The 19489-nt window shown below is 67.3% G+C and carries 12 protein-coding genes; 11 read left to right on the top strand and 1 reads right to left on the bottom strand.

All coding sequences use genetic code 11. The annotated features are described in order from the left end of the window. Nucleotides 1–2: 2 nt before the first annotated feature. Nucleotides 3–2420, bottom strand: coding sequence for a type VI secretion system Vgr family protein (locus FBZ90_RS15205; RefSeq protein WP_145733463.1), 2418 nt, complete (start codon nucleotides 2418–2420; stop codon nucleotides 3–5). 986 nt (nucleotides 2421–3406) lie between these two features. Between FBZ90_RS15205 and tagH the strand changes: the two genes are divergently transcribed. The 11 genes from tagH (at nucleotide 3407) to tssC (FBZ90_RS15150) (ending at nucleotide 19487) form a co-directional block, all read left to right on the top strand. Then, complete coding sequence (tagH, locus tag FBZ90_RS15200; RefSeq protein ID WP_186455824.1) at nucleotides 3407–5035, top strand: type VI secretion system-associated FHA domain protein TagH; 1629 nt, start codon at nucleotides 3407–3409, stop codon at nucleotides 5033–5035. A gap of 60 nt (nucleotides 5036–5095) precedes the next feature. Next, the gene (gene tssJ / locus FBZ90_RS15195) at nucleotides 5096–5644 is read left to right on the top strand and encodes a type VI secretion system lipoprotein TssJ (protein ID WP_145733459.1); all 549 of its coding nucleotides are present in this window, start codon (nucleotides 5096–5098) and stop codon (nucleotides 5642–5644) included. 10 nt (nucleotides 5645–5654) lie between these two features. Further along, a complete protein-coding gene (gene tssK, locus FBZ90_RS15190; protein WP_145733457.1) occupies nucleotides 5655–6998 on the top strand; it encodes a type VI secretion system baseplate subunit TssK in 1344 nt (447 codons plus the stop codon). Beyond that, entirely contained in the window at nucleotides 6998–8389 is a 1392-nt protein-coding gene (gene icmH, locus FBZ90_RS15185; RefSeq protein ID WP_145733455.1) for a type IVB secretion system protein IcmH/DotU, read from the top strand. The genes tssK and icmH overlap by 1 nt, the downstream gene beginning before the upstream one ends. Next, nucleotides 8386–11976 (top strand): type VI secretion system membrane subunit TssM, encoded by a 3591-nt coding sequence (gene tssM, locus FBZ90_RS15180; RefSeq protein ID WP_145733453.1) that lies wholly within the window; start codon nucleotides 8386–8388, stop codon nucleotides 11974–11976. Before icmH ends, tssM begins: the two co-directional genes overlap by 4 nt. Next, nucleotides 11958–13535 carry a type VI secretion system-associated protein TagF gene (gene tagF, locus FBZ90_RS15175; RefSeq protein ID WP_145733451.1) on the top strand — a complete coding sequence of 526 codons (1578 nt, stop codon included), beginning with the start codon at nucleotides 11958–11960 and terminating at the stop codon, nucleotides 13533–13535. Before tssM ends, tagF begins: the two co-directional genes overlap by 19 nt. Next, nucleotides 13532–14815, top strand: a complete 1284-nt coding sequence (locus FBZ90_RS15170; protein WP_145733449.1) for a serine/threonine-protein kinase — start codon at nucleotides 13532–13534, stop codon at nucleotides 14813–14815. The genes tagF and FBZ90_RS15170 overlap by 4 nt, the downstream gene beginning before the upstream one ends. After that, entirely contained in the window at nucleotides 14812–15945 is a 1134-nt protein-coding gene (tssA, locus tag FBZ90_RS15165) for a type VI secretion system protein TssA (RefSeq protein WP_145733447.1), read from the top strand. Before FBZ90_RS15170 ends, tssA begins: the two co-directional genes overlap by 4 nt. A 76-nt stretch (nucleotides 15946–16021) precedes the next feature. Further along, the gene (gene tssB, locus FBZ90_RS15160; protein WP_145733445.1) at nucleotides 16022–16531 is read left to right on the top strand and encodes a type VI secretion system contractile sheath small subunit; all 510 of its coding nucleotides are present in this window, start codon (nucleotides 16022–16024) and stop codon (nucleotides 16529–16531) included. Beyond that, complete coding sequence (tssC, locus tag FBZ90_RS15155; protein WP_145733443.1) at nucleotides 16531–18024, top strand: type VI secretion system contractile sheath large subunit; 1494 nt, start codon at nucleotides 16531–16533, stop codon at nucleotides 18022–18024. Before tssB ends, tssC (FBZ90_RS15155) begins: the two co-directional genes overlap by 1 nt. Further along, nucleotides 18024–19487, top strand: a complete 1464-nt coding sequence (gene tssC / locus FBZ90_RS15150) for a type VI secretion system contractile sheath large subunit (protein WP_145733442.1) — start codon at nucleotides 18024–18026, stop codon at nucleotides 19485–19487. The genes tssC (FBZ90_RS15155) and tssC (FBZ90_RS15150) overlap by 1 nt, the downstream gene beginning before the upstream one ends. Nucleotides 19488–19489 lie beyond the last annotated feature (2 nt).

Below are 19489 nucleotides of genomic sequence, written 5' to 3'. Positions count from 1 at the left end.
CGTCAGGGCCCTTTGAGCTTGTCGCCATAACTAATGTCGACGTTACCTTCGCCGCCAGCTAGTACTTCAAATTCGCCGAAGAGACCGACGTGGACCCGATTCTCGGCCAGATCCTTGTATCCCCAAATGCCAGCCCCAGCCCCGGCTGACGCTAGGTCGCCGCTAACCGCTGTTTTGATAGTCAGAGTCTTGGTTGGGGTGATGGGGATGTTGATGGTGTTGGTGGCGCCGCCACTTAACACGGAGGCGCTGGCCTTGCCCTGTAACGCGAAGCCTTCACGCGTGCCGTCGTTACCGAATAACACGTCGCCCTTGGCCTCCGCCGAGAACTGCTTGTGCTCCAGCTCCAACTTTTCATAGGGATTTTTGGGGTCGGAGCCTAGGGAGCCGCTGGCGGAGAAGGAGGCCAGCGCCGCTTCCGCCTTAAGCTGTCCGCCGAATCCGTCGGAGGTGATGCCGCCTTTGGCTTCCGCTCCGGCGGTCGCTACCTGCATGCGGCCGCCGATGGCGCCATACTTGCCCTGGGCCTCGCCGCCGATATTAGCCATGCCTATCTCGGCCTTGGCCTCGCCAGTCATGCCGTTGGACGAACTGCTGCCCGATGCGGACGCCCCAGCATAGAGCACCTTGGCATTGGGGGTGTTGGCCACCGCGGCCTCGGCGGAAACCTTATGCTCCTCCTTCTTGGCCTCAGCCTTCGCCTGCTCCTTCATGTTCAGCCAGATCTTGCCGCCGTGATAGCGGATGCCGTCCTTGTCCAGCACGGCGGTGCTGCCGTTGCTGGACAGGATGATGCTGTCCGGCGTGAACTGGATGGAGCTGTTGCCGACCTTGAAAGCCAGCAATTCCTTCGCCTGGCGCACCGACGCCTTGGTCACCGTCTCGAAGGCGTTGTTCTGGACGACCATGGAGAGGTCTTTTTGGGAGTGGAAGGCGATCTCTTCTGATCCAGCCTTGTCCTCCAGGGTGAAGAGGTTGAAGCCTCCGCCGCCGGGGCTGCTGGCGGTGCGGAATGTGGTCTGGGTCTGCTGTGCGGGCAGGCCCAAGGGGGCGGTGGTTTCGGAATTGGGGACGGAGCCGAGGATGACGGGGCGGTCTGGGTTGCCCTCCATGAAGGCGACGACGACCTCCATGCCGATGCGGGGGATGGTCTGGGCGCCGAAGCCGCGGCCGGCCCACCCCTGGGCGACACGGACCCAGCAGGAACTGGCCTCGTTGGACTGGCCGCGGCGGTCCCAGAAGAACTGGACTTTCACGCGGCCGTACTTGTCGGTGTAGATCTCCTGGCCCTTGGGCCCGACGACGACGGCGGTCTGCATGCCGGGGATGGTGGGGCGCAGGGTGGTGTGCTGGGGGACGAAGGGGGTGGCGGCCGGCATGCAGGTGAAGTGGTTGGCGTAGCCGGAATGGCTGGCGCCGCCACCCTCGTAGCTCAGGTCGCTGGCGCTGTGGCTGACGCTGAGGACGACATAGGCGCCGTTCTCCGCCATGACGGGATGGTCGGTGAGCTGGAAGCGGCCGCAGGGGGCGAGGGAGCGGCAGTCGCTGGCGCCACGGATGGTCTCACGCTCGACCTCCTCGGCCTGCATGGCCAGCTTGGCGCGGCGCTCGCCATCGCCGGCGGTGCCGTGCAGTCCGGGATAGTCGAAATACTCGTGCTGGGGGTCCTGGGCGTAGGTTGAGACGGTGGGGATGGTCTGCTTCAGGTCCAGCTTGCTGGTCTGGAAGTTGTAGTCGGACATGGCCCAGGCACTGGCCTGGTAGGCATGGTCGCGGTTCCAGGTGTTGATGTGGTTGGAGCGGGAGGAGGTGGCGCTGAAGGGGATGAGCGCCTCCTCGCCCGTCTGGTAGGCGGAGGTCTGGGATCCCAGGACCAGGGTGTGCTTTCCCGCCTCATGGCGGAAGAAGTAGTAGAGCCCGTCCTCCTCCAGGAGGCGGGAGACGAAGGCCAGGTCGGTTTCGCGGTACTGCACGCAATACTCGCGCGGCGGCGGGGCGCTGACGCCGGAGAAGTCGTAGTGGGTGACGCCCAGCTCGCCGAAGATGGTCTCCAGGATGTCGAGCGTGGTCTTGTTCTGGAAGATGCGGCAGTCGCTGGTGCGGGTGAGGAACCACAGGCGGGGAACGACCCGCAGGGTGTAGTGGCGCTGCCCGCGCGAGGCGGCGTTGCCCCCGGTGAGGGAGGCGACGACGCCGTTGAAGACGCGATAGACGCCGTCGTCCACGCGCAGCTTCAGGTCCACGCTCTGCGCCAGCAGGGCGGCCGGGTCGATGTTGTCGTCCAGGGCGCGCACGGTCGCCCGGAACTCGAAGGGCACCGATATGCCCTCACGCCCTTCCAGCGCCTCCAGCAAAAGCTGGTCCGGACCCAAGGGGCTCTCGATCCCCAATAGCCGTTCCGCTTGCGTGTAACCGTCCATCCGTTCCTCATGTGCCCGGCGACGGGGCCGCCGAACGCTTCAATCCCGGTATGGCCCCGCGAGGCGGGGCGCCGCTTTCTACCCTTGCTGTCAGTTAACCGGCGGTTCACACGCCGCGCTTTTAAAACCCATCGGCAATTTCCGACGTCATGCCGCGACAGAAAGCTATGGGCCGGCAGCGGGACGTCAAGGGTCTGCCAAACCGGCCTTCGACCTATGCCGTCATGAATCCGGCAAGAAAGTGACGCATTTAATACTTTAATCGTGGATGAACGGGGCGGCGGGGCCGTGTGATCCAGCTTGGAAAACCGATCGTTACTGGAGAATTTGGCGTTTCATCTTCGGTATGAGCTCAATATCAAGGTAGTCATCCCCTACGAATGACTATGTCCTTCCGACTTATCGGGAACAGGCCCGCTTATCCTGATGGCGGAAGGCGCCATGGTGAACGGAGCGTTATCGCCCCGAAAAATCCAATAAAAACTGAGGATTTCCGCGCCTTTGCCGGCAAATGGCACCTTCGTATTAACGCGTTATTGGACTGGACCAAAGGATGGGAAGCTGGTTCCAAAGGCCGCCGTTATGGGCTGCGGTGGGGGTCATATGCCGTTGCCATCCCGCTATATATGCCGTTCCGCCCAGTCGTCATAGAACGCCGCCTTCTTCGCTGGGAATCTATAATTTATTCAAGTGATTCCGGGGGTTGCATTGAACAATATCGATTAAAATACCGTTCAAAATATACTTTGAAGCTATGCCCTATGATTGGGGTTTCATGCGGGCGAAGCCTATATCTACCTCTATATGCATAAGCCGCCGAGAGCCGTTTCTGGGGGCTCGACGGAACTATCTTCCGAATTATATCAGCGTGCATTGCTTGGTAAATTTATCGTTAAAAGATTGGACGCATTGTCGGCCTCTCGGGGATGTCGACAACGTCGTCCTTGCTCAGCGAGGAACAGATGGCCCTTGTCTTACGGGTTATTATGGCTGGGGACTGCTCCGTTTCCGAAGGTGAGACGCGCGTCTGCGATGGCGGCAGTTTCACGATAGGGCGCGGGGCGGAAAACGACTGGGTGGTCAGCGACCCGCAGCGGCACCTGTCCAAACAGCACTGCCGCATAGAACTGCGGGGGCAGACCTATTTCGTCATCGATACCAGCACCAACGGCGTATACGTCGGCGGCGCCTCGTCGCCCCTGGGTCGGGGTAACGCCCAGCCGGTGAATGACGGCGACGTCATCAACCTGGGGCCCTGCAGCCTGCGCCTGGAGATCGGTGAGCAGCCCGCGTCCTCCGCGCTGGGCCATCCCCTGGGCGCGGCCGCCCATCCGGGCCTGGCCCAGGGCGGGTTATCCGCACCCGATCCGGACATGGAATACGGCCTGGAAGGCCTGAACGGCGCCCGCACCGGCTACGTACCCTCCCTGACCCAGGTTCTGGCCGGCGACCGCGTCGGCGAGATGCAGTTGACCGATATCTTGGGGGAAGGGGAGGCGGAGGTGGAGCCGCCGTTCGGGGGCGCGCTGGCCCCGTCGCTGGCCGCCCATTCGGGAACCGGCGCCTATTTCGAGGCGCCGGAGGTCAAGCACCCCGTCATCCCCATGGACTGGCAGGCTGAAGGTGCCGATGGCGCCGGCATTCCGGGTGAGCTGGAGGCCGTCGGCGCACCCGTCATCGCGGAGGCGTTCGCCGGGACGCGCGGCGGCCAGGCCGCGGCGCGCATGCCGCTGTCCTCGCCGGTTGGCCCGGCGCCGGGCAATGCCATGCCGGTCGCCCCGGCCAACGGCGCCGGCGCCACCATCCTGCCGATCAACCCGTCCGCCCCGGCGCGGCCCCATGCGGTCGCGTCCGCGCCGATCCCCGCGGCGGCCCCTCCGGTGTCGATGGGCGGTCCTGCGGCGGGTGCGGCGGCACCCCTGGGCACCATGACGCCTGCCGCTTTGGCCACGCCCGCCATGCCCGCGACGGCTCAAGCCCATGTGGCTCAGACCCATCTGGCCCAAGCCCCCGCGCCATCCGGCCCCGCGCCGCAGGCGTCGGCGCCACAGATTCCCAACGACCTGTTCGAGGCCTTCCTCGCCGGTGTGGGCCTGCCCCTCGACGCCGTGGACGCGGCCGATGCCCCCGCGCTGATGCACAAGATGGGCCTCGCCTTGCGCGAGGCGGTCGCCGGCTTGCGGGAGCTGCTGGAGCTGCGCGCCTTCCTGAAGTCCGAGTTCCGCATCGAGCACACGCTGCTGCGCGCCAAGGAGAACAACCCGCTGAAGTTCTCCGCCAATCTGGAAGGCACGCTCGCCGTGCTGATCGGCCGGCGGGTCATGGGCTTCATGGATGCGCCCGAGGCCATTCGCGAGAGCCTGCGCGATATCAAGGCCCATGAGGTCGCATTGATCGCCGGGATGAAGACGGTGGTGGGCGACGTGCTGGAACAGCTGTCGCCCGACGCCATCAAGAACGATGTCAGCGCCTCCATGCTGCCGCAGGTTCACAAGGCCCGCTGCTGGGAACGGTATGAGCAGGCCCACCAGCGGATGATGGGGGAACAGTCCTCCGGCCCGCCGCTCGGCAGCAAGTTCTCCTCCGCCTACACCCAGCAGTTCAGAAGCCTCTGAACCGTGGCGCCTCTTTTCATCCTCCCAAGAACAGCCCAGACCAACAGGGTTCCCTCGACGATGCCTCTCGCCAAGACCACCGCCCCTCGCATCGCCCTTGTCACCATGCTCGCCGGCGCCGTCCTGCAACTGGCGGCGTGCTCGCACGAGCCGCCTCCGCCCCCGCCGGCGCGGACCACGGTGCCCGTGTCGATCAATGTCGGCCCCGACGCCAACCCCGATACGCTGGGCCGGCCCTCGCCGATCGTGACCCGGGTCTATCAGCTGGCGTCCAAGGACAAGTTCACGATCGCCGCCCCCATCCAGCTGATCCAGCACGATGCCCAGGCGTTGGGGACGGACCAGCTGGGCCGGGATGAGTTCGTGCTGCAGCCGGGTGAGAAGAAGCAGATGACCCTGCCGCAGAACGACAAGGTGCATTACGTGGGCATCGTCGCCGCCTACCGCGCCATCGACCAGGCCAATTGGCGCGAGGTCGTGGCCCTGCCGGACACCGGCCCCGTGACCTTGAGCGTCACCGTGGGGGCCACCGGGCTGGCGGTGAAGCGCGACACGGCCGACGCCGTCCCGCCCCCCGGTGCCGCCCCCCAGCGCACCTCCGCCAAGTGAGGCCCCGGCCATGATGTCCGCCAACCGCGTGGTCTGGACCGAGGGGATGTTCCTACGGGTCCAGCATTTCCAGCAGGCCGACCGCCATGTGGAACGCCTGCTGCACGCGCGCACCGAACCGCTGACGCCTTTCGCCTGGGGCTTGAGCGAGCTGACCATCAACCGCGAGCTGCTGGGCATCGGCAAGTTCGCCATCGTGTCCGCCAAGGGCATCCTGCCGGATGGCACGCCCTTTTCCATTCCCGACGACGCCGACCATCCGCCGCCGCTGGAATTGTTCGACACCACCAAGAACTGCCTGATCTACCTGACGCTGCCGGTGCGCCAGCCCGGCGGAGCCGAAGTCGGCCTGGCCAATTCCGAGGACGCCATCACCCGCTTCGTCCCCGCCCGGTATGAGGCGGAGGACGCCAACCTGGGCAGCGACCAGGCGGCCCCCATGGACGTGGCCCGCCTGCGCCTGCGTCTGGCGCCGGAAACCCAGCCCCTGGCCGGCTATGAGAAGGTGGCCATCGCCCGGGTGGTCGAAGTGCGGTCCGACCGCGCCATCATCCTGGATGAGCAGTTCATCGCCCCGGTCACCTCGGTCGCGGCGCAGGCGCCCCTGGCCGCCTTCCTGACCGAGTTGCAGGCCCTGATCCAGCACCGGGCGGAGGCGCTGGCCGGGCGCTTGTCCGGCCCCTCGGCCAAGGGCGCGGCGGAGATCGCGGATTTCCTGCTGCTGCAGACGGTGAACCGGTACGAGCCGCTGCTGCGCCACTACGCCGCCACGGCCTCCATGCTGCATCCCGAGCGGTTCTATCGCTTGTGCGTGGAGATCGCCGGGGAACTGGCCACCTTCACCACCGAGGCCAAGCGCGCCGCCGTCTTCCCGGAATACCGGCACGAGGATCTGCAGAACACCTTCCGCCCGGTGTTCTCCGACCTGCGCGCCTCGCTCAGCGCGGTGCTGGAGCAGACCGCCGTCGCCATCCCACTGCAGGCGCGCCGCCATGGCATCAAGGTCGGCGTCATCGTCGACCGGTCGCTGCTGTTCAACGCCACCTTCGTGCTGGCCGTGAACGCCGATATGCCGGTGGAGCATCTGCGCCGCGTCTTCCCCAACCAGGTGAAAATCGGCCCGGTCGAACAGATCGCGCAGCTGGTGAACGTGGCCCTGCCCGGCATCAACGTGCGGCCTCTGCCGGTGGCGCCGCGCCAGCTGCCCTATCGCAGCGGCCAAGTCTTCTTCGAGCTGGACCGCAGCAGCCAGCATTTCAAGCAGCTTCAGAAGTCCGGCGGCATCGCCCTGCACCTGGCGGGTGACTTCGCCCAGGTCGAAATGGAGCTGTGGGCCATCAAGGGGGGTGCGTGATGTCCTATCCCAGTTACGGCCAGACGGCGCACGAACCGACCATCATCAAGCCGACGCCGGGTGGCCGGCGTCCGGCGCCGGTGCAGGTGACGGCCCCGCCCAGCGACTATGCGCCCGAAGACACGGTCGACCTGACGCTCGGCGGCTTGAACCCGCTGGTGGCGGCCGCTGGCCCCATCCTGACCCTGGCGCGCCGCCTGCGCACCTCCGCCGCCCAGTCCAACATCGAGGAACTGCGCGAGCGCGTTTCCGATGAGATCAAGACGTTCGAGAAGCGCGCGCAGGGCACGGGCGTGACCAACGAGGCCGCGCGCGCCGCCCATTACGCGCTGTGCGCCACCCTCGATGACATCGTGCTGAACACCCCCTGGGGCGCCAGCAGCAGCTGGGCCCGGGCGGGCATGGTCATCACCTTCCACATCGACGTGACGGGCGGCGAGCGGTTCTACGACCTGCTGAACCACCTGCTGAAGGATCCGGCCGCCAACTTCCAGGTGCTGGAGCTGATGTACCTCTGCCTGTCGCTGGGGTTCGAGGGCCGCCTGCGCATCCTGCCGCAAGGCTCCCTGGAGCACGCCCGCATCCGCGACAACCTCTACCGCGTGCTGACCCAGCGGCGCGGCGAGGCGGAACGCGAATTGTCGGTGCATTGGCGCGGGGTGGAGGCGCCCTTCCGCCCGCTGCTGCCCAGTATCGAGTTTTGGACCGTCATGGCGGCCACGCTGATCATCATCACCGTGATGGCCACGGGCTTCAGCTTCGCCTTGAACGGCAGTTCCGACGCCACGCTGGAAAAGATGGCCACCCTGCCGCCAGTGGGCCAGCCCAGCGTCGCCCTGGCCCAGCCGACCGCCCCTGTCCAGCCGAAGTCAAGGGACCTTGACCAGTTCCGCGCCTTCCTGGCGCCGGAGATCGCGCAGGGCCTGGTCACGGTGGTGCCCCAGGGCACCGACACGGTCGTCCGCATCCGCAACGCCGGGATGTTCGCGTCGGGCAGCAGCGAGGTCAATGACAGCTACATCGCCCTGCTGCATCGCATTGGCGAGGCCCTGAACACCCGGCCCGGCAATGTGCTGATCACCGGCCATACCGACAACATCCCCATCCGCACCATCCGGTTCCCCTCCAACTGGCATCTGTCGCAGGCCCGTGCCGATGCGGTCGCCGCCGTCATCGCCACCCACCTGACCGACAAGTCCCGCCTGAAGGCGCAGGGCATGGCCGACACTCAGCCCGTCGCCAGCAATGACCAGGAAGCCGGCCGGGAAGCCAACCGCCGCATCGACGTGATCCTGAGCTCCCCCCCGGCCGCCGTCCCGGCGCCGTCGGCCGCCTCAGTGACCCCCGCCGCGACGCCCGCCCCGACCCCCAACCAGGGAACGGCCCAATGAACGTCCCCAGCAGCGTCTACTTCGCGCAACCCCTGATTTCCGCCCTGGCGCAGCCCTTCCGCGCCCGCTGGGCCTGGTCCCTGGTGTGGGCCGTCGGTTTCGCCCTGGTCATCTGGTTCTTCGGCGCCCTGGTGGCGGTGGGCAGCCACCGGCCGTTGGAGGGCGACCTGGTGCGGATGATCGCCTGCGGCGCCGTCTTCGCCATCTGGGCCGCCTTCAATCTTCAGGTCAATCTCAAGGCCCGCCAGACCGACCGGCGCATGGTCCACGACCTGACCGACCCCAGCGAGGAGGAGAAGCGCCGCGGTGCCGATGCCGCCTCCGCCGAGGAACTGCGCCTGCTGCGCGACCGCCTGCAAGAGGCGTTGAGCCAACTGCGCAAGAAGGCCGGCCGCAAGGGCATGGGCCGGGGCTATCTCTACCAGCTGCCCTGGTACATCATGATCGGGCCGCCGGGCTCGGGCAAAACCTCCGCCCTGTTGACCTCGGGCCTGAACTTCCCGCTGTCCACCACCATCGGCCGTGACCCCCTGAAGGGCATCGGCGGCACCCGCAACTGCGACTGGTGGTTCACGGACGAGGCCATCCTTCTGGACACGGCCGGCCGCTACACCACCCAGGACAGCGATCCGCACCAGGACCAGGCCGCCTGGCTGGGCTTCCTGGATCTGCTGAAGAGCTACCGCCCACGCCAGCCGGTGAACGGCGCTATCGTGGTCATGAGCCTGGCCGACCTGATGGCCCCCGACCCGACGGAGCGCCTGAACCATGCCCGCGCCATCCGCCTGCGCCTGAACGAGCTGTATGACCGTTTCGGCCTGCGCTTCCCCGTCTATGTCCTGTTCACCAAGGTCGACCTGGTGCCGGGCTTCGTCGAGTTCTTCGACAACCTGGGCAAGTCGGAGCGCGAGCAGGTCTGGGGCACGACCTTCCCCCTGGATGACGGCGCCGCCGACAGCCCGGGTGTGGTCGACCAGTTTCCGCAGGAGCTGGAGGGCCTGGTCGTCCGCCTGAACGAACGCCTGCTGGAACGGGTGCAGCAGGAGGCGGATATCGAGCGCCGCGGCCTGGTGTTCAACTTCCCCAACCAGGTGGCCAGCCTCGGCGACGCGCTGCTGGAAATCCTGACGGAGATTTTCCGCGCCAGCCCCTACGAGACGCGGCCCCTGCTGCGCGGCAGCTACTTCACCAGCAGCGTGCAGGTGGGCATGCCCATCGACCGCACCATGGCCACCATCGCCGCCACCTTCGGCTTGGACCCGGTGCGCATGCCGGCCAACAACCGGCAGGGCCGCAGCTACTTCCTGACCCGGCTGTTCAACGAGGTGATCTTCGCCGAGGCGGCCGTCGTCAGCCTGAACCCGAAGGTGGAGCAGCGCCGCCGCCGCCTGCGCATCGCCACCTACGCCACCGCCGCCGTCATCCTGGGCGTCCTGGCCTATGCCTGGAGCACCGGTTACCAGGAGAACAAGCGCCAGGTGGCCCTGATCGACGACGGCCTGCAAGCCTATGACAAGGCGGCCGCTGGTATTCCCAGCCAGGGTGTGACGGACGAGGATCTGGTCCGCGTCGTGAAGCCGCTGAACATCCTGCGCAACCTGCCCACGGGCCTGGAGAACAACGAGGGTGTGGCCAGCAAGTGGCTGACCTTCGGCCTCTACCAGGGTGACAAGCTGAAGACGGTGCATGCCGCCGTCTACCACCGGGCGCTGAACGGCCTGATGCTGCCCCGCCTGCTGGTCCGGCTGCAGAAGCAGATCCAGGCGCATGAGGACGATGACGACTTCGTGGCCGGCGCGCTGAAGATCTATCTGATGCTGGGTAGCCGCGGCCCCCTGGACGCGAACGCCGTACGCCAGTGGATGACCGCCGACTGGGCGGCCACCTGGCCGGGTGAAGCCAACAAGGGCCTGCGTGAGGATTTGGCGCGCCACCTGGACAGCCTGCTGACCCTGGGCAGCCTGACCCCCATTCCCCTCGATGCCAACCTGATCAGCCAGTCGCGCCGCAGCCTGGAAAAGCTGTCGCCGGCGGAGCGGGTCTATGCCCTGGTGCGTCAGCATGAAGGCGTCAGCCAACTGCCCCAGTGGCGGCCCATCGACCATGCCGGCGCCACCGCGGACCACGTCTTCACCCGCATCTCCGGCAAGCCGCTGACCGAAGGCATCCCGGGCCTCTATACGCCCGAAGGCTACAAGGCCTTCCTGCCGACGCTGAACGCGGTCATCACCGAGGTGCAGGGGCAGAGCTGGGTCCTGGGCGACAAGCCCGCCGGGGCGAACGCCCCGTCGCAGGCGGCCCAGGCGGAGGACCTGCGCGAGCGTGTGACGCAGCTGTACTACGCCGACTACATCCAGCAGTGGGATACCATGCTGGGCGACCTGCGCGTCGTGCCCTTGGCCGACATGCAGCAGACCATCGCGGTGCTGAACCTGGTGTCCAGCCCCGACATGCCGATGCTGAAGCTGCTGAAGGACGTGGCGGCGGAGACGCAGATCGTCCCCCTGCCGGGCGGGCCCAAGCCCGTGGCCGCCGGCGGTGGTGCCGCGGCCCCGGCGGCGCTGCCGACGCCGGACGCCCCCTCGGGCGCCGTGGCCGTGGCCCAGCACTTCCAGCCCATCGCCGACTTTGTCACGCCCAACAACGGGGCGCCGGCGCGGGCGGAGGATCTGGTGCGGCTGCTGGGGGAGGCCTATCAGGAGCTGAGCAACGTCGCCAGCGGGCCGGGCAACGGCCGCATGGCCCTCTATGCCCGCACCTCCCACGGCGGTGCCGGCGGCCCCATCCAGATGCTGAACAGCCAGGCGCCGCAGATGCCGCGTCCGGTCAACGGCTGGATCGCCACCATCACCGGCAGCGCGTCGGAACAGTCGGTGGGCGGCGCCCGCGCCCAGTTGAGCAATCTGTGGGGCGCCGAGGTCGGCGGCTTCTGCACTCGCGCGGTGAACGGCCGCTACCCCTTCGCCAAGGACAGCGCCAAGGAAATCTCGGTGGGTGACTTCACCCGGCTGTTCGCCCCCAACGGCATGCTGGACAACTTCTTCAACAACCACCTGAAGACCCTGGTCGACACCTCGGGCGCCAAGTGGCGGTGGAGCAAGGTGGGCGACACGGGCCTGGGCATTCCCGATAGCGTCCTGGCCTCCTTCCAGTACGCCGCCCAGATCCGCGACGCCTTCTTCCCCGATGGCGGTCAGCAGCCCCGCGTGGCCCTGCAGGTGACCCCGGTCACCCTGGATCCGAAGACGACCGGCGTGCTGTTCGCCAGCGGCGGCCAGCAGATCGAATACCAGCACGGTCCCCAGTGGCCGGCCTCCCTCCAGTGGCCGGACAGCGACCCCAACGGCGTCAGCCGCGTGGTGTTCGAGGTGACCGACGGCCTGCCGCAGAGCGTGATGAAGACCGGCCCGTGGTCCCTGTTCCACCTGGTCGACCAGGGCACGGTGACCACCTTGGGCAGCGACAACTTCCGCGTCAACTTCACCTCGGGCAGCCACAACGCCGGCTTCGAGGTGAAGTCCAGCACCTCGCTCAATCCCTTCATCCTCAAAGAACTGAGGGCGTTCCGTTGTCCAGTCTCTTTCTGAATGGCGCCGTCTCGGCTCACGAGCCGGGTTTCTTCGGCAAGATCCCGGCCCGGGGTGACTTCGTCTCCCGGCGGCTGGATCCCACGGTCGTCCGCCCGCTGGACGAATGGCTGCAGGCATCCCTGTCGACCAGCCAGCGGCAGATGGGCGAGGCGTGGCTGCCCAGCTACCTGGACACGCCGGTCTGGCGCTTCGTCCTGGGACCGGGGGTCTGCGGCGACGTGGCCATGGCCGGGGTGCTGATGCCCAGCGTGGACCGGGTGGGACGCTATTTCCCCCTGGTGCTGGCCACCCCGCTGCCCGGCTGCGTCGCCCCCATCCGGCTGATCGAAAGCGGCCGGGCCTGGTTCGACAAGCTGGAGGATCTGGCGCTCAGCTCCCTTGATGACGATTTCGATTTCGACAGTTTCGACCGGGCGGCCCGCGTCTTGGGCGCCCCGCCCTATGACACGACGCGGGGCCCGGCCGAGAGCAGCGCCTTCCGTGTCGGTCTCGCCAACAATGGCGGGGGCAACGGACGGGGCGCCCTGGGCACCGCCTATGCCGAGCTGCTGGACCAGGTGCTGATCGGCTTCAACAACCGCTTCAGCCTGTGGTGGACCACCGGGTCGGACAAGGTGGCGTCTTCCTTGCTCATCTCCCCCGGCCTGCCGGCGCCGCAGAACTATGCGGCCTTCCTGGACGGCCGGTGGGAACGCTGGGGCTGGGAACGCCCCGCGGATTCCGCGCTGCACCTGGCGGATGAGGAACTGCCCATTCTGCTGTTGCGTCCGGTGGTGGCTTTGCCCAGCCATGGGCGCACCCATGCCGGCACCCGACGCACCATCAACCAGGACGCCCTTCTGGTGCGTCCCGACCTCGGGCTGTGGTGCGTGGCGGACGGCCTGGGCGGTCATTCGGCCGGTGAGGTCGCCAGCGCGTTGACCGTGAAGGCGCTGGACGCGGTGATGCCGCCGCTGTCCTACGGCGGCTTCGTGGACGAGGTGCGTGAGGCCCTGGTGGAGGCCAACGACAAGCTGAGGTCGCAGGCGGCCATGCTGGGCGACCAGGCCCTGATCGCGTCCACCGCCGTGGTGCTGTTGATTTATGCCAACCGCTTCAACTGCCTGTGGGTGGGTGACAGCCGCGTCTATCTGCTGCGCGAGGGCCGGCTGCGCCAGCTGACCACCGACCATGTCGCGGCCGGCATCAACCAGCAGCAGCGCGCCACCATGCTGGTCACCCGTGCCGTGGGCGCCGCCGACACCCTGGAAATCGATATGGTCCAGGATGTCGTCCAGCCCGGGGATCGGTTCCTGCTGTGCAGTGACGGCGTGACCAAGGTGCTCAACGAGACGGAGATCGCCAGCATCCTGCGCGGTCTGCCGGCCCGCGAGACCGTCGACGCGCTGATCGAAAATATCCTGGTCAGCGGCGCGCCGGACAACCTGACGGCCATCGTCGTCGATGTGCCGGAAAGCGACCACCCGGTGGCGCAGGCCGCGCTGCACGCCGGTGGCCCGGTGCCGGCGCAGCCGTCGCCGACCCTGGATGCGGCGTCACAAGGGGGTGCTGAATGACCCAGGCCGCCGCCAAGACCAGTGTGCCCGAGGCTTCCGGCACCGACATCGCCGTCGAGGCGCCCCAGCAGCCGGACGAGATGACCTCGCTGCTGGTGAGCCCGGAGGCGCCGGACGAACTGACCCGTTTCGCCCCCGCGGAACTGACCGAGGTCATGGTCACCCCGGATGCGGCGCCGGTGGTGCCGACACGGGAGGTGATGGAAAGCCGGGTCGCCAGCTTCATCGCCGGCGTTCGGGCGGAGGCGCATCGCGCCGGGCTGGATGAGGTGGCGTCGCTGGATCTGTTGAGCGGAGCCCGTGCCGCGCTGGACCGCCATATCCAGGCTGTGCAGCGCCCGTGGGAGGATGACCCGGCGCCGGCTGCGGCGGGGCAGGCGGCTAAGGCCGATCCCACCGGCTGGTCGGTGGCGCCCGGCAGCACGATGCTGAACACCTTCGTCGTCCGCACCCTGTTGGCCCGCGGCGGCATGGGTGAGATTTACCGGGTGCGCCACCGCGACCTGAAGACCGACCAGGCCATCAAGGTCATCATTCCGGAATATCGGGACGACGCCAAGATCGTCGGGCTGTTCCATGAGGAAGGCCGCCTGCTGCAGCGCATCCGCCATGACGCGGTGGTCAGTTGCGCCGGCCTGTACCGGGATGGCGATGGCCGGTCCATGCTGGTGCTGGAATATATCGACGGCCAGTCGCTGTCTTATTTCCTGCGGCGGGGTCCCTTGGGTCTGACCGGGCTGGAAGCCCTGCTGCGCCGCCTGGCGGCGGGCCTGACGGCGGTGCACGCCGCCGGCATCGTCCACCGCGACGTGTCCCCCGACAACATCCTGCTGCCGGGGGACAATCCGGCCGGGGCCAAGCTGATCGACTTCGGCGTGGCGCGGGAAATGCGCAACGGCGCCACCCCGCGCGATGGCCTGGATTTCGCCGGCAAGTTCTCCTTCGCTTCGCCCGAGCAGCTGGGCATGCATGGCGGCGCCATCGGCGTCGCGTCCGACATCTACAGCCTGGGCCTGGTCATCGTCGCCGCCGCGCGGGGCGAGAAGCTGCCCATGGGCCAGACGGTGGAGGAGGCGACGGCCGCCCGGCGCCAGGTTCCGGACATCAGCGCCGTGCCGGACCGCCTGCGCGGCGTGGTCGCCACCATGTTGCAGCCCGATCCCAAGCGCCGGCCCACGGACCTGGCCGCCCTGCTGCGTGCGCTGGATGCCAGCGCCGCTGCCGGGGGCAGGGGTGGGGGCTTCTGGGGCCGGCTGTGGCCATCCCGGAAAGGTGCATGATGGACAATGGCGCTATCGTGTCATCCAGCGTGCTGGACCTGTCGGCCCTGCTGGCCCCGATCCCCGGGGACCAGCCCTGCGGCCCGGATCTGCGCGTGTACAACGGCGGCGACGCCGCCTATTTCCAGCTCAAGGATTTGCGGGCCACCGCCCGCGCCATCGAGCGCCGGGCGGATTCCGAGGATGAGGCCCAGTCGTCGCTGGGCGAATGGCAGCGTATCCAGGATTTGGCCCGCGCCGTCTTGGCCGAGCGCAGCAAGGACATCGAGATCGCCGTCTGGCTGACGGAGGCCGCCGTGCGGCTGGACGGCTTCGCCGGCTTGGCCGATGGCTTCCGCCTGCTGGCCGGCCTGGTGGACCGCTATTGGGATGGCGTCCATCCCGAGCCGGACGAGGACGGTATCGCCGTGCGCCTGGCACCCATCGGCGGACTGAACGGCCATGGCGCCGAAGGCACGCTGATCCAGCCCATTCGCAAGGTGCCGCTGCTGCGCGAGGACCAGCCCATCGCCTATTGGCACTACGCGCTGGCCCAGCGCGCCAGCCAGACGCCGGACACCCGCAATCGCCCGGGCCGGACCCCGCCACCCACGCTGGACGCCCTGTCGCAGCGCATGGGCCAGGTGCCGGCGGTGCGTAACCGGGCGCTGCTGGCCGACATCCGGGCCTGCCGCCAGGCCTTCCGCGACCTGGATCGGTTGCTGACCGAACGGGCGGGCGCCGATGCCCCGCCCACCTCCACCATCACCCACATCCTGGAGGAGGTGGAGGACGCGGTGGTGTTCCTGACCGGCCTGTCGGCCAAGGAAGAGGTGGAGGAGGCCGCCATGCCCGACGTCATCCTGCAATCCGCCAGCGGCGCCCCGGTGGTCGAGGCGGCATCGGCGCCGCAGCGGCCGGCCCAGGGCATCACCAGCCGGGAGGAGGCGCTGAGCCTGCTGTCGGAGATCGGCCAGTATTTCCGCCGGACCGAGCCGCATTCCCCCCTGTCCTACACCATCGAGGACCTGGTCCGGCGCGGGCGCATGAGCCTGCCCGAGTTGCTGGCCGAACTGCTGGCGGATGCCGGGGCGCGCAACACCCTCTTGACCACGGCCGGCATAAGGCCGGCTTCGAACAATGGGCAATAACCCGCTGATTAACAAAGATTTTTGTCCCGGGAAAATCCCGGATGGCATGAAGAAACCCCTGGGTAGGAGAAGGTAGATGGCCAGCGTTCATGACAAGCTAGAGCGGGTTCGCAAGCCGCGCGTGCATATTAAGTACGAAGTCGAAACGGATGGCGCGATGGTCGAGAAGGAGCTGCCCTTCGTGGTGGGCGTGCTCGGCGACTTCTCCGGCGACCCGACCGACGACCTGAAGCCACTGAAGGACCGCAAGTTCATCCAGATCGACCGGGACAACTTCAACGAAATCCTGGCCCGCATGAAGCCGTCACTGTCGTTGCGTGTGCGCAACGAGCTGCAGGATGACGGCAGCGAGATGGCCGTGGACCTGAAGTTCTCCTCGCTGGAGGACATGGAGCCCGGCCAGATCGTCCGCCAAGTGCCGGCCCTGCGCAAGCTGCTGGAGACGCGCAACCAACTGCGCGACCTGCTGACCAAGGCCGACCGTTCGACCCAGCTGGAAGACCTGCTGGAATCCATTCTTCAGGATGACGCGCAACTGCGGAAGCTGTCGCAGCAGCTGGGTGTTGCCGCCGAGGAGGTGAAGTGATGTCCGATACCCTGACCGTATCCCGCGAGGACGCCGCGGCCGGCACCGTCGATGGCCCCTCCCTGCTGGACCAGGCCATCGGCGCCACCAAGCAGACGGAACCGGCCCGTGTGCAGGAACTGCTCCGCACTCTGACCGAAGAGGCGCTGGGCGGCACCGTCACCTATAGCCGCAACCTGACCCAGACGCTGAACGCCGCGGTGAAGGCCATCGACGCCAAGCTGTCCAAGCAGTTGGCGGCCATCATGCACCATCCGGAATTCCTGAGGCTGGAAGGCAGCTGGCGCGGCCTGCACCACCTGGTCATGAACACCGAGACCAGCGCCAACCTGAAGATCCGCGTGCTGAACGTGCGCAAGCGCGAGCTGATGAAGGATCTGTCGAAGGCGGTGGAGTTCGACCAGAGCGAGCTGTTCAAGAAGCTCTATGAGAACGAATTCGGCACGCCGGGCGGGGAGCCCTACGGCATGCTGATCGGTGACTATGAGTTCACCAACCATCCCGAAGACGTTCAGATGCTGGCTGGCATTTCCGGCATCGCGGCCGCCGCCTTCGCCCCCTTCGTCTCCGCCGCCAGCCCCAAGCTGTTCGGTTTCCAGGATTATCAGGAGCTGGCCAAGCCCCGGGACCTGGAGAAGATCTTCGAGACGGCGGAATACGCGCAGTGGCGCAGCTTCCGCGACAGCGAGGACAGCCGCTTCACCACCCTGACTCTGCCGCGCGTGCTGGCCCGCCTGCCGTACGGCGCCGGCACGCTCAGCGTTGACGATTTCAATTTCGAGGAGGCGCCGCTGGACCCCTCGGGCAAGTCGCTGGCGTTGGAGCACAACGAGTATTGCTGGATGAACGCGGCCTACGTGCTGGGCTCGCGCGCCACCGAGGCCTTCGCCAAGTACGGCTGGTGCACGGCCATCCGCGGCGCCGAGGGCGGCGGCAAGGTTGAAACCCTGCCCACCCACGTTTTCGTCAGCGATGACGGCGATCCCGACCAGAAGTGCCCGACGGAAATCGGTATCACCGACCGCCGCGACGCCGAGCTGGGCAAGCTGGGCTTCCTGCCGCTCTGCCATTACAAGAATACCGATTACGCCGTGTTCTTCGGCGCCCAGACGGTGCAGAAGCCCAAGAAGTACGACCGTCCGGATGCCACGGCCAACGCCGCCATCTCCGCCCGCCTGCCTTACATGATGGCCACTTCCCGCTTCGCCCATTACCTGAAGGTGATGGCACGGGACAAGATCGGCTCCTTCCTGGAGGTTGAGGACTGCGAGGCCTGGCTGAACCGCTGGATCAACAACTACGTCAACGCCAACGAGGGCGCCGGCCAGGAAATGAAGGCCGCCTATCCCCTGCGCGAGGCCAAGATCACGGTGAAGGAAATCCCGGGCAAGCCCGGGTCCTATAACGCCATCGCCTGGTTGCGGCCCTGGTTGCAGATGGAGGAGCTGACGACCTCCCTGCGCATGGTGGCACGGATACCGAGCAAACTCTGATGCAACAGACCCTTGAGGCGGCAGCCCCGGGGGTGGCCCTGGCGACGGGGGGGCGCATCGACGCGATGGAAGGCCGGCAACCCCGGCCGGACGCCCCCTCGGCTTGGCGGCTGGATCTCAGCCGCCATCCCGACAAGCGCCTGGTCATCGACCAGCTGATCGCGGCGATCGACGCTCTGCTCACGGCCCAAGTCAACGCCATCCTGCACAATCCCCGCTTCCAGCAACTGGAGGCGTCGTGGCGCGGGCTGCTTCAGCTCGTGGAGGCGTCGGCCTCCACCCGCGCCATCAAGATCCGGGTGCTGGACGTGTCCTGGCGAGAGCTGTGCCGGGATTTCGAGCGCGCCATCGAGTTTGACCAGAGTCAGCTGTTCACCAAGGTGTACAGCGACGAGTTCGGCACCCCCGGCGGCGAACCGTTCGGCCTGCTGATCGGCGATTATGCCGTGCAGCACCAACGTGACGCCGACCATCCCACCGACGACGTGGGCACGCTGAAGGCCATCGCCGCCGTGGCGGCCGCGGCCTTCTGCCCCTTCGTCACCAGCTGTTCGCCGGCGCTGTTCGGGCTGGACAGCTTCGGCGACATGGCCAGCGACGTGGATCTCGCCCGTTCCTTCGAAGGGCATGAGTTCATCCGCTGGCGGGCCCTACGCGAGGCGGACGATTCCCGCTTCATCGGCATCGCCCTGCCGCGGGTGATGATGCGGCCACCCTACCGCCACGATCCCAATCGCATCGACGGCTTCCGCTTCGCGGAACGGACAGGGCGGCCGGGGGCGGGCGATTACCTGTGGGGCAATGCCGCCTTCGCCTTCGCTACCGTCGTCATGCGCGCCTTCCACCAATATGGCTGGTTCGCGGACATCCGGGGCACGCCGGACGATCTGAACGGCGGCGGCTTGGTGGACCAGTTCCCCGGCCACGCCTTCCCGGCACTGGGGGGCGCCGCGGCGCCCGCGGCCCCCTTGGACGTCTATCTGTCCGACCGGCAGGAAAAGCAGCTCAGCGATTTGGGCATCGTGCCCCTGTCGCGGGTCAACTATCTCGACGCCTGCGTCTTCTACAGCTGCCAGTCCCTGCACGCGCCCAAGATCTACGACCGGGCGACGGCCACGTCCAACGCCCGGCTGTCGGCCATGCTGCAGTACGTGCTCTGCGCGTCGCGCTTCGCGCACTACATCAAGATGATCGGTCGGGACAAGATCGGCTCCTTCGCCACCGCGCAGGATTTCGAGGATCATCTGCGCGAGTGGCTGCGCGGCTATTGCCTGGCCAATGACGACGCCAGCACCTCCTTCAAGGCCCGTTATCCCTTGCGCGAGGCCGAGGTGCAGGTTCGCGACATCGCCGGCCGGCCGGGCGCCTTCGGCTGCGTCATCCACCTGAAACCGCATTTCCAGCTCGACGACGTCCAGACCAGCTTCCGGCTGGTCACCGAACTCGTCGGTCCGCAGGCCTGACC

The organism is Nitrospirillum pindoramense (assembly GCF_007827955.1).
Classification (GTDB): domain Bacteria; phylum Pseudomonadota; class Alphaproteobacteria; order Azospirillales; family Azospirillaceae; genus Nitrospirillum; species Nitrospirillum amazonense_B.
This window is presented reverse-complemented; position numbering and strand designations above follow the sequence as displayed.

Coding starts and splice junctions, on each gene's coding strand:
- tssB (WP_145733445.1), top strand. CDS start 16,022: ATGGCCAGCGTTCATGACAAGCTAGAGCGGGTTCGCAAGCCGCGCGTG.
- FBZ90_RS15170 (WP_145733449.1), top strand. CDS start 13,532: ATGACCCAGGCCGCCGCCAAGACCAGTGTGCCCGAGGCTTCCGGCACC.
- tagH (WP_186455824.1), top strand. CDS start 3,407: ATGGCTGGGGACTGCTCCGTTTCCGAAGGTGAGACGCGCGTCTGCGAT.
- icmH (WP_145733455.1), top strand. CDS start 6,998: ATGTCCTATCCCAGTTACGGCCAGACGGCGCACGAACCGACCATCATC.
- tssC (WP_145733442.1), top strand. CDS start 18,024: ATGCAACAGACCCTTGAGGCGGCAGCCCCGGGGGTGGCCCTGGCGACG.
- FBZ90_RS15205 (WP_145733463.1), bottom strand. CDS start 2,420: ATGGACGGTTACACGCAAGCGGAACGGCTATTGGGGATCGAGAGCCCC.
- tssA (WP_145733447.1), top strand. CDS start 14,812: ATGATGGACAATGGCGCTATCGTGTCATCCAGCGTGCTGGACCTGTCG.
- tssC (WP_145733443.1), top strand. CDS start 16,531: ATGTCCGATACCCTGACCGTATCCCGCGAGGACGCCGCGGCCGGCACC.
- tssK (WP_145733457.1), top strand. CDS start 5,655: ATGATGTCCGCCAACCGCGTGGTCTGGACCGAGGGGATGTTCCTACGG.
- tssJ (WP_145733459.1), top strand. CDS start 5,096: ATGCCTCTCGCCAAGACCACCGCCCCTCGCATCGCCCTTGTCACCATG.
- tssM (WP_145733453.1), top strand. CDS start 8,386: ATGAACGTCCCCAGCAGCGTCTACTTCGCGCAACCCCTGATTTCCGCC.